8 protein-coding genes and 1 tRNA gene are annotated in these 9,829 nt (G+C 41.2%); 4 read left to right on the plus strand and 5 right to left on the minus strand.

Features of this window, described 5'->3' with window-relative positions; genetic code table 11:
* Positions 1 to 36 precede the first annotated feature (36 nt).
* The 3 genes from DFQ12_RS27840 (at position 37) to DFQ12_RS27850 (ending at position 2,192) form a co-directional block, all read left to right on the plus strand.
* Positions 37 to 110, plus strand: a tRNA-Pro gene (locus DFQ12_RS27840).
* Positions 111 to 345: 235 nt separating this feature from the next.
* Positions 346 to 1,425: a PDDEXK nuclease domain-containing protein gene (locus DFQ12_RS27845; protein ID WP_120262288.1), complete on the plus strand. Its 1,080-nt coding sequence runs from the start codon at positions 346 to 348 to the stop codon at positions 1,423 to 1,425.
* Positions 1,426 to 1,601: 176 nt separating this feature from the next.
* Positions 1,602 to 2,192 (plus strand): hypothetical protein, encoded by a 591-nt coding sequence (locus DFQ12_RS27850; RefSeq protein WP_120262289.1) that lies wholly within the window; start codon positions 1,602 to 1,604, stop codon positions 2,190 to 2,192.
* 91 nt (positions 2,193 to 2,283) lie between these two features.
* On the opposite strand, the gene DFQ12_RS27855 is transcribed toward DFQ12_RS27850, so the two are convergent.
* From DFQ12_RS27855 to DFQ12_RS27875, 5 genes are all read right to left on the minus strand, one after another.
* Positions 2,284 to 2,703: a hypothetical protein gene (locus DFQ12_RS27855; protein WP_167457364.1), complete on the minus strand. Its 420-nt coding sequence runs from the start codon at positions 2,701 to 2,703 to the stop codon at positions 2,284 to 2,286.
* Positions 2,704 to 2,710: 7 nt separating this feature from the next.
* The gene (locus DFQ12_RS27860; protein ID WP_120262291.1) at positions 2,711 to 3,805 is read right to left on the minus strand and encodes an efflux RND transporter periplasmic adaptor subunit; all 1,095 of its coding nucleotides are present in this window, start codon (positions 3,803 to 3,805) and stop codon (positions 2,711 to 2,713) included.
* A gap of 5 nt (positions 3,806 to 3,810) precedes the next feature.
* A complete protein-coding gene (locus tag DFQ12_RS27865; RefSeq protein ID WP_120262292.1) occupies positions 3,811 to 6,969 on the minus strand; it encodes an efflux RND transporter permease subunit in 3,159 nt (1,052 codons plus the stop codon).
* 11 nt (positions 6,970 to 6,980) lie between these two features.
* The gene (locus DFQ12_RS27870; protein ID WP_120262293.1) at positions 6,981 to 8,369 is read right to left on the minus strand and encodes a TolC family protein; all 1,389 of its coding nucleotides are present in this window, start codon (positions 8,367 to 8,369) and stop codon (positions 6,981 to 6,983) included.
* Positions 8,370 to 8,451: 82 nt separating this feature from the next.
* The gene (locus DFQ12_RS27875) at positions 8,452 to 8,880 is read right to left on the minus strand and encodes an HYC_CC_PP family protein (protein ID WP_120262294.1); all 429 of its coding nucleotides are present in this window, start codon (positions 8,878 to 8,880) and stop codon (positions 8,452 to 8,454) included.
* Between the two features lie 244 nt (positions 8,881 to 9,124).
* On the opposite strand from DFQ12_RS27875, the gene DFQ12_RS27880 reads away from it, so the two are divergent.
* A complete protein-coding gene (locus DFQ12_RS27880; protein ID WP_120262295.1) occupies positions 9,125 to 9,559 on the plus strand; it encodes a hypothetical protein in 435 nt (144 codons plus the stop codon).
* Positions 9,560 to 9,829 lie beyond the last annotated feature (270 nt).

Consider the following 9,829-nt stretch of genomic DNA (forward strand, 5'->3'; position numbering starts at 1 on the left):
ATATTTGTGCCACACAAAACAAAGGTGATACCTTTTCGGGGTGTAGCGTAGCCCGGTATCGCGCCACATTTGGGATGTGGAGGTCGTAGGTTCGAATCCTGCCACCCCGACTAAAAAGCTCTAACGAAAGTTAGGGCTTTTTTTGTTTCTAGGCGAGATGAGAACCTACGACCTTTTGAGGAGCTGTGAGGTTCGAACCAATCCTGCCACTCCGACAAGACTTATGCTAAGTAAAGTCAAAAACCTGCTGATTTTTTATTATGTACGTGGTTATCTGTATCCGTTAATTTTGCGGTCCTTTTTGTTTGTATTTGTTTATATCTTCGTATTATAATATAGTATTCAATGGATAAGAGATTTACCGACATTATACAACTCATACAGCAGTCGCGAAACAATGCGATCAAGGCGGTTAATGTCGAACTTATTAACTTATATTGGAATATAGGGGCATACGTCAAGCAAAAGTTATCTGTTGCCGAATGGGGCGATAAAACGGTAAATGAATTAGCGGATTTCATTCGGAAAAATAATCCAGAGTTGAAAGGATTTAGTCGTGCAGGACTTTACAGAATGGTACAGTTTTATGAAACTTATGCCCAAACCAAATTTGTCGCATCATCGGTGCGACAAATGCAAGTGTCTGAAAATAAGTTAGATGAAATTGTCGCGCCAGCGGTGCGACAATTTCGACCCCAAGACATAAAAAATACACTTTTAGCAGAATTGAGTTGGACACATCATCTTACAATCTTTTCACGTTGTAAAACCGAAGAAGAACGGGAGTTTTATTTACGTATGGTTATTAAAGAGAAATATACCAAACGAGAACTTAGCCGCCAAATTTCTGCAAGTCTTTTTGAACGTGTCATGATAGGTAATACAAAACTCTCAACACTGCGAAGAGAATTAAATACCGATATAGTGAACCCTTTCAAAGACAGTTATGTATTTGAATTTCTGAACCTATCCGAGCCACATAGCGAAAGCGATTTACAAAAAGGATTAATCAAACAGATGAAAAACTTTATCCTTGAACTGGGAAGAGACTTCATTTTCATTGATGAAGAATACAAAGTACAGGTAGGTAATAGGGATTTTTACATTGATTTGCTGTTTTATCATCGTGATTTACAGTGCTTGATAGCTTTTGAACTCAAAACTGATGAGTTTCAGCCCGACCATTTAGGACAAATCAATTTCTATTTGGAAGCATTAGACCGTGATGTAAGAAAGCCTCACGAAAATCCAAGTATTGGTATTTTGCTTTGCAAAGGCAAAGACAGTGAAGTAGTGGAATATGCGTTGAACCGTTCGCTTTCACCTACTATGGTTTCCGAGTACCAAACACAGCTTCCTGACAAAAAGCTACTGCAACAAAAATTGCACGAGATATTCGAGAACAGTAATGCCGAAGATATTTGAGTCCTATTATATTAATGCATCTCAAAAGTATCGAGAATGCGTTATATAAGAACATTCTCTTATTTTAGGAGCTTGATTACGTGATGTGTTGACTCGTAAATGAATGCACGATTTTTGCTTTAAATTTCATTCGGTTTCGGATCGGAAATTAAATATGGATATAAAGAATTCATGCGATGCTGTTTAAAGAGATTCATCTGGCGGGAATAAAATCAGGGAAAATTACCTTGGCCTTTCGTCAATGGAAACAGGCTGCTGTCAAAAGCGGGACGCTGTTGAAGACTTCGGTTGGTTTGGTTGAAATCGGTGCGATTGAAACGGTCGACGAGTCCGCAATAACGGATCAAGAGGCTGTGAGCGCTGGTTTTAAAGATAAAAATCAACTCTTAAAATCGTTCAGACAGCAATACTTGGCAACGATTTTCAGGATAGCTGTCCGTTATCACTCCGAAGACCCGCGGGTTAAGTTGCGGGAGGGGACTGAACTCTCGGAGGAACAGTTCGTGCAGTTGAAAATAAAAATAGCCCGCTTGGATACTTTTAGTAAACAGGGGCCATGGACAAGGTTAATCTTATCTACCATAAGAGAAAATCCCAATCTACATGCGATCGGTATTGCGCGGTTACTGGGTTTTGAAAAGGAATGGCTGAAACTAAATATTCGCAAGTTGAAAAACCTGGGGTTAACAATAAGCCACACCGTAGGGTACGAGATTTCACCTTTGGGTGAGCAGTTTATTCAACTGCTAGAAGTTGAGGAGCAGTAATTAAAGCTGATATAAAATAGACTGTTGTATGATCTTAATAATGAGGCTGCCCAGACGCAGCCCCATCGTTTTGATTTTCTTTACTGTATGGCTATAATACCTTATTCTGCTTCAGAAATAACTTATAGTTGTCCTGATGTTCGAAATAGGCAACCTGACCTTCATTTCCGATAAGGACAATATAGGCCTTTGCTTTATCTACTTTTGATCCAGTATGTGGATCTATGGCATAGCGTACATTCTCATCTTTTGGGATTCTCTCTTTGCAATTTTCGCAACAGCCGTAATAGATCTTTCCATCCAAAGGTACCGCCAGTTGCTTTTTGCCCATAAATTCGTCATTGACCATACAGACCATATCCTGTGGGACCTGCTGTCCTTTTTCATAACCAAATTGCTTTTGCGTTACAGCTGGCAGAATCGGATTGTTGTTTGTGTTTTCAGGACTGCTACAGCTTATTGTCAACGTAATTAATAAAGCTGAAAATAACATTGATCTTAACATTTTCATATATTTTCTATTTAATAGGTGTTCCTTCTGTGATTTCTTCGTTGGCCATTTTTATCAGCTGGTCACCCTCCGTGAGTTCGCCGAAAACTTCAATTTTATCATTGAGTATTCTTCCCTTTTTTACAGGAATAAACTTTGCGCTTCCAGCAGCATTTTTGATGACATAGATTCCCATGTTGCCCTCGACCAATGCCGAACGTGGAATAAAGAAAGTTGCTTTGCTGTTTTTAAGCTGAACTTTTGCTTCGGCGACCATAAAAGGCTTAAGATCCGGATCGTTATTGACAAAGTCTGCTTCAAACTTTTCGGATCGTAACTTCAGATCCAGCGTACCACTTTTTCGGGTTATTGTTGCTTGGAAGTTCTTCTCCGGAAGTGCCCTTACCGTGAAGTTGACGGTGTCACCTATGGCTACATAGGGAACATGTGCTTCCGGAACCGATAGATTTAAACGGAGTTTAGACGAATTTTGGATGATAAGCAAAGGTGTTCCACCCATGGGGCCAACATAGGCGCCGATATCTGTATTTCGGGATGTAATGATACCACTGAAGGGTGCCCGTATAATTAAATACTGATTGATATCCTGTATTTCTGTATAGGCGGCCCGAGCGGCTTTTACACTGGCTTCGTCAGAAAGTTTTTGTGCGGTAATTTGATCCAGGGCATCGCGGGCAATAGCGCCCTTAGTCTGGCTTGCCCGAAACATACGATCGTAATTGGCTTTTGTTGCGGTGTAAATCGCCTCTTGCGAAAGTATTTTGGCCTTTGCATTGGCTATTTGAGCCTGCAATTCGGGAGCTTCTAGTACCATAAGTATCTGCCCTTTGCTGACCTGCGAACCAATATCTACATGGATTGTCTTGACATAACTCTGCACCTTTGCAAACAATGCTGTCTCCTGATCAGGTTTTAGTTCGCCCGCCAGTTGTAGCGGAACAGTAGGATTCATTTTGGCAATCGGGATGGTCATCAAAGGCATGGACCCCATCTTCGTGGCTTTTGGGGTTTCCTTTGTGGCGCCGTTGTTCTCTTTTGTATTTTGGTCGCATGCGCTAAATAATAGTGCAATTGCTGGTAATATGATTGACTTAAATTTCATAAGAATTAGATTTTTGTTTTAACAAAATGAATGCTTTCCTCATCTTCAGGATCCAAAGAAGGCGAGGTCGTTGTTGCTTTGTGCTGTATCCATACAAATACCAGCGGGAGGACGATGAGTACCGAGAAGGTTGAAAAAAGAAGACCTCCGATAACAGCGCGTCCCAATGGCGAGACCTGGTCTCCACCTTCACCAAAACCGATAGCCATCGGTAACATCCCCGCAACCATGGCGATAGTTGTCATGATAATGGGACGGATCCGAAGCTTGGCGGCCTCAATAGCGGAGCTTATTGCATTTTGGTTTTTCAGTCGTAGCGATTCTGCATTATTGATTAATAAGACCGCATTGGCAATCGAAACGCCGACAGACATAATGAGTCCCATATAAGACTGTAAGTTGAGTGTCGAACCGGTTAATTTTAATAAAATCAACGCTCCAACGATCACGAAAGGAACTGTAGAGAGAATAACGAGTGATATCCGAAAGGACTGAAAAGTTGCTGTAAGCATCAAAAAGATAACCACAACAGCAATCAATAGACCTGTAGCGAGATTACTCATCGTCTCATTCAGTACAGGTGCCATCCCGGCGACTTCAATATTGATACCTTTTGGTAATTCACCCAAAGATGCAATAGCGGCTTGAATGTCCTGCGAAGCCTTTCCAAGATCTTTTTTATGTAGATTTGCGGCAACCGTGGTGTAGCCCATAGTTCCCAAATTATAGCTTTCACCAAGTTCTTTGGTTGCCGTAATTGTTGCGACATCGCCTAGCACGGGACGGTCTGCATTCTTAGAAAGTGTTAGATTCTCCAGTTCTTCTTTACTGTTTAAAATATTTTGTGGTGTTTGAACCTGCACATCGTAGGCAATTCCCATCATTCCACCGACCCAAAAATTCTTATTGGTATAGCGTGTGGATGCGGTAGCGGTGACCAATGACTTTGCGATATCCTGTGCATCGAGTCCCAGTTGTGCCGCCCTTGTCCGATCGATATTAATCTGTAGGGCTGGATAATCCATGGACTGGGGGATCTGCTGGTCACGCAGGTAGTCGATCTCCTTTAACTTTCCGAGAAGTTTTTGCGCATACATGCGATTCATCTTTTTCATCATCCCTGAGATCCGGATCTCGATAGGCGTATTGGTGCCCTGACTTAGTATTTTCTCAGTAAGTTCAATGGGCTCGAAAGAGAGCTGTATTTCCGGCATCTTTTCATGAAAGTACTTTCTGAGTTCATCCTTTAATTCATCCGAATTGCCTTTGAGTTTCTTCAATGCCACCTGCATCAATGCCTCGTGTGGCCCGGCATTGTATAAATAAATTGGGCTAACGGCGAAAGTAGAGGGGTGCTGACCGATAAAAACCGATGATATGGCAATATTATCAGGGCCTACTTTTTCCTTCAAAAGGGTTAGAAACTGCTTTACTTTTCCTTCAGTTACTTCGATACGCGTACCTTCAGGGGCTTTTATCCGTACCTGAAACTGACGGGAATTGACTGTAGGCAATACATCCTTACCAATTCCCTGATATAAGAAAAAGCATGCTACCAATGCAAAAATCAAACTTAAGCTTACGATTATCTTGTGTTTGGCGACCAAATTTGACAATAGATGCAGGAAGCGCTCACGAAAACGATCAAACCAGTTTTTCTTATGTGTGGGATTATGACATGTTTCAGGATCATGTTTCATCATCCAATTGGCCATCACGGGTACAAAAGTCTGCGACAATAAAAACGAAACAATCATCGAAAATCCGATCGCCAGTGCAAGCGGCATAAACAATGCACCGGGAATACCGGTCATCATAAAAGCAGGAGCAAATACGGCCAGAATACAGAGCATGATCAAAAGTTTTGGAAAAGCAATTTCCTTACAGGCATCCCAGATCGCTTGGGCACGCGTTTTTCCCATGGCAAAATGCTGGTGGATATTCTCGATGGTCACCGTACTTTCATCGACCAATATTCCAATAGCTAATGCTAGTCCCGATAAGGACATGATATTGAGGGTTTGTCCAAATAGCTTCAAAAATAAAACGCCAGAAATAATCGAAATGGGAATGGTCATAATTACAATCAGTGCTGCCCTGCGGTCGTTCAGAAATAGAAGGACCATCAGGCCAGTCAGGACCGCGCCCAGAATTCCTTCGATAACCAAGCTTTTCAGGGCATTGCTGATATAGACCGACTGGTCAAATTCGTACGAAATGCTGACATCGTCAGGCATATTTCGTTGGATTTCGGGCAAGCGTTCTTTAAGTTTATTGACAACATCCAAGGTCGAAGCATTTCCTGCTTTAGCGATATTAATGTAAACCGATCTTTTTCCATCAATCAGGGCATAGCCCGTGGCGATATCAGCACCATCTTTTATGGTTGCCACATCACGGATGTATACATTGTCTACCGTGTTTTTAAAGATGGGAATTTCCCCCAGTTCTTCTATTTTCTTTACCGTATTGTTTGTCGGTGTCAGGTAGTTTTTGTCACCGATATACACATTTCCGGAAGGAGAGGTGATGTTATTTCTACTGATAGCTTCAACAACCTGTTCCGGCGACAGGTTGTGTGCCCGCAGCTTGTAAGGATCTATGTTTACCTCTATTGTCCGAGGACTTCCGCCAAAAGGCGGGGCGGTTGTCAGTCCGGGTATCTTTATTAAGAATGGTCGGGCACTGAAGTTCGCGATATCCTGTAGTTGATTGTTGGTTTTCGTGTTGCTACGAAAGACCAGCTGACCGACAGGCTGGGAGGAAGCGTCAAAGCGGATGATGAATGGTGGTGGCGCACCCGGAGGTAAAAATACCTGAGAACGATTGGATAATGCATTGATGGTTGCGATTGCTTCTCCCATATCAATCCCCTCATAGAAAACAATTTTCATGAGTGTCAATCCCTGGGTATTCTTTGATTCTATACTCTTAATACCATTGGTAAACAGGAGCATGTTGACGTACATTTTGGTGAAATAACCTTCCATCTGCTGTGGGGTATAGCCGTTGAAAGAGTGGGCTACATAAACGACCGGCAGATCCATTTCGGGTAGGATATCTACTTTAACATCTTTGGTCGCTTTGATACCAAAGAATAACAGGCCAATGACAATAACCATGATTGATATTGGTTTTTGCAAGGCAAATTTGATGATATTCATAGAGGATAGATTTAAGAATGATGAATGAAAATATTGAAATCACCCTGCGCAGCGGCCAGCAATAGTAAGGCCTGCCAAACATTATTCTGTGCAATTTCATAGTCGATCTCAGCTCTATTTAAACTATACAATGCCTGGGTATAGTCCACCAGAGTCGTCAGTCCATTTTCATACAATGCATTATGCTGTTTGTAAGCAAGACTAGCAGCGGACAATTGGATTTCGGTTTCCCTGAAATTGTCAATGGCATTTTTAAACTGAGAATCGGCGAGGAGAGACTGCGCCATAAAATCTTTTTTATGTTTTTCATATTCTCTTTGGATCGCCTGAGTATATAATTTTTGCTCCCTATTTTTGGTATCAAAACGAAAGATATTAGTCAGGTTCCAGCTGAATGAAACGCCAAGCAGATAGTTTGCTCGGTTTATACCCACTCCTTTAAAATAATTTGAAGAGTATGCTGAGTTATCCTGCATATAGTTCCAGTCGAAGCCGGTGCCACGTCCTTGTAGTACGCCGAAAGCCGAAACAGAAGGCATACGATTGGATTTCAGGATCTCCTCGGTTTGTAAGCTCTCGTTGATTTTGCTATTTTGGAATAGCAGGAATGGATGTTTTTCTACGGAAGCTTGATGCTGTACAACTGTCCTGTTCGGGATGCTGGTATTATAGGTCGTATCCAGTTGATATGTTTTAAAATCATCATTTAACAAAATGGAGAGTTGTTTTGAGTACTCCAGTTCCTTGTCGTAGGATTTGATCTGAAGGGATTTTGCATTGGAAACTTCCGCTTTGGCCAATTGGGCGTCCACTTCGGCGATCAATCCACTTTCCGCTCGGGCGGCAGTCATTTCATAAAATACCTGCGCGCGGTCCAGATTTTTTTCCTGAACATATTTTATTCGTTGACTAGCCAGTAGATTCAGATAGGCGGCACTTGTTTTTATTTTGTGCTGAAAAACTTCCTGTGCAAGATCGGCCTCGGTTGTCTGTTCCTTTATTGAACCAAGGAGCACCTGATTTTTGATCCTTCCAAAGGTGTATACATTCCAGTTGACATTAGCAAAATAGAGCGATCCAAAGGCGGCATTCCAATTTTGCTCCGCTAGGGGCATGGATGTTGCACCCGATGCAAGACCACCATAGGCATACATAGGACCATGTTGGGCATTTATTGTTCCAAAGCTCTGCTGTGCTGCTAAGGTGAGGTCTGGAAGATATTGTTGTTTTTGAAAGACAGTATGCTGTTTTGCTGCCGATGCAACAAATTGCTTTGATTTTATTTGGTCGTACTGTTCAACGGCACGTGTGAGGGCATCTTCGAGTTTTAAGGTCTGTGAAAAGCCATGTAGGCTCATTCCCCAGATTACACCCAGTGATGCAATAAGTTTTAATTTCATCGAAAATAAAATTTGTGAGTAGACATCAAGAATTAAGGCGGTACCAGTTTAGGCACCACAAGCTTTTACAAGATGTGCGCTATCAAATTCGATAAGTACAATGAAGAATATAGAGCGGATTGCTCCAGATGAGGCTTTTTAAGGATAGATAAGTGAGGGGTTTGTCGTTATTGCTATTGACAAAAGATATATCAAATAGGGCACCCAGCAGTTGGTTGGGTATCGCCGAACCCCAGAATTTTACTGAAAAGTCAAAGTGAGATTGCTTTTTTATGCTGTCGTTGAGTTTGACCAGTTTGGACTGATGTTTACAGCAGTCTTTCTTTTTTTCGTTTAATTTCTTGTCCTTTGAAGAGCAGATCGGGCAAGGTTTATTGTTGTCAGGGTTTTCAGTATTCGTCCAGCTGTACAGTTTTACAGCTGTTCCTTTGCAAATATGCTGGTACTGTGTAAGGCCTAAGGCCAATACCGAATATATTATGGAAAGAAAGATGACGAGTAATTTTTTCACCTGTTTTAATTTATCTGTTGAATTGCTTGCAAATTCGGCTGCGTCATGGGATGCTTGACAAATTGCAATGGCTTCATGTATCAGTGATGCAAATATATTTTTTCTTTTAAAGGCTTATTTGTACAATTTCATCAAAGTTTTATAACATTTCTCCAAGCCTAATGCGAGGTAATTCATCGGAGGTAACTATAGGGGGTGTTAGAGTTTGGTATAATACTTGTAAATGTACCCCCAAAAATAAATTATGAGCATATTAAAAATGACTTTTAAAAATTGGATGCTGCTATTGCTTGGAGTAATTGCGGTGGGAATGACGTCTTGCAGTAAGGAAACCGTTGATAATATTGGAAGGGATGCTGCACTGAATATAATCCGTACCGGAAATTGGGAACGCTGGACTAAAACTGTTTCAGGAAATAGTGTTGCGGAGTTAAATGTGACTCGTGAAATGATGGAGCAGGGCGAGACACTTAATTTTGATAAAGATGGTGCCTGGCATAAGAAAAAAGATAAATCTGCGGTAGCTTACGATTACAGTATGCCTGATTCAAAAACAATGATTTTTGATGGTGTTGAATATAAAATTCAGGAAAATATTGTTTCTACAGTATCGAAGCTCACACTGGTTAATCAGCAGGGGGCGATTAAAACCACTATGGTAATCAAAAGAAGTTGGTAATCTAGATGAGATCAGATGGTCAGTAGCTAAATCTAAAATCTGCTGACCATTTATTTAATGACTTTTCGTTTATAAATATATTGTTTATTGGTGTTTTTAAATTTATTTATCAACGTATCAGTTGGTTAACGATATTGTTGAAAATAATTTTGAAAAAAAATATTTTTAGTGTACTTTTGTGCCACACAAAACAAAGGTGATACCTTTTCGGGGTGTAGCGTAGCCCGGTATCGCGCCACATTTGGGATGTGGAGGTCGTAGGTTCGAATC

Origin of the sequence: Sphingobacterium detergens (genome assembly GCF_003610355.1) — a bacterium.
Lineage (GTDB): Bacteria > Bacteroidota > Bacteroidia > Sphingobacteriales > Sphingobacteriaceae > Sphingobacterium > Sphingobacterium detergens.

Bases quoted from the DNA above. Each gene is read 5' to 3' on its own strand.
- DFQ12_RS27845 (WP_120262288.1), top strand. From the start codon at position 346: ATGGATAAGAGATTTACCGACATTATACAACTCATACAGCAGTCGCGA.
- DFQ12_RS27850 (WP_120262289.1), top strand. From the start codon at position 1,602: ATGCTGTTTAAAGAGATTCATCTGGCGGGAATAAAATCAGGGAAAATT.
- DFQ12_RS27855 (WP_167457364.1), bottom strand. From the start codon at position 2,703: ATGAAAATGTTAAGATCAATGTTATTTTCAGCTTTATTAATTACGTTG.
- DFQ12_RS27860 (WP_120262291.1), bottom strand. From the start codon at position 3,805: ATGAAATTTAAGTCAATCATATTACCAGCAATTGCACTATTATTTAGC.
- DFQ12_RS27865 (WP_120262292.1), bottom strand. From the start codon at position 6,969: ATGAATATCATCAAATTTGCCTTGCAAAAACCAATATCAATCATGGTT.
- DFQ12_RS27870 (WP_120262293.1), bottom strand. From the start codon at position 8,369: ATGAAATTAAAACTTATTGCATCACTGGGTGTAATCTGGGGAATGAGC.
- DFQ12_RS27880 (WP_120262295.1), top strand. From the start codon at position 9,125: ATGAGCATATTAAAAATGACTTTTAAAAATTGGATGCTGCTATTGCTT.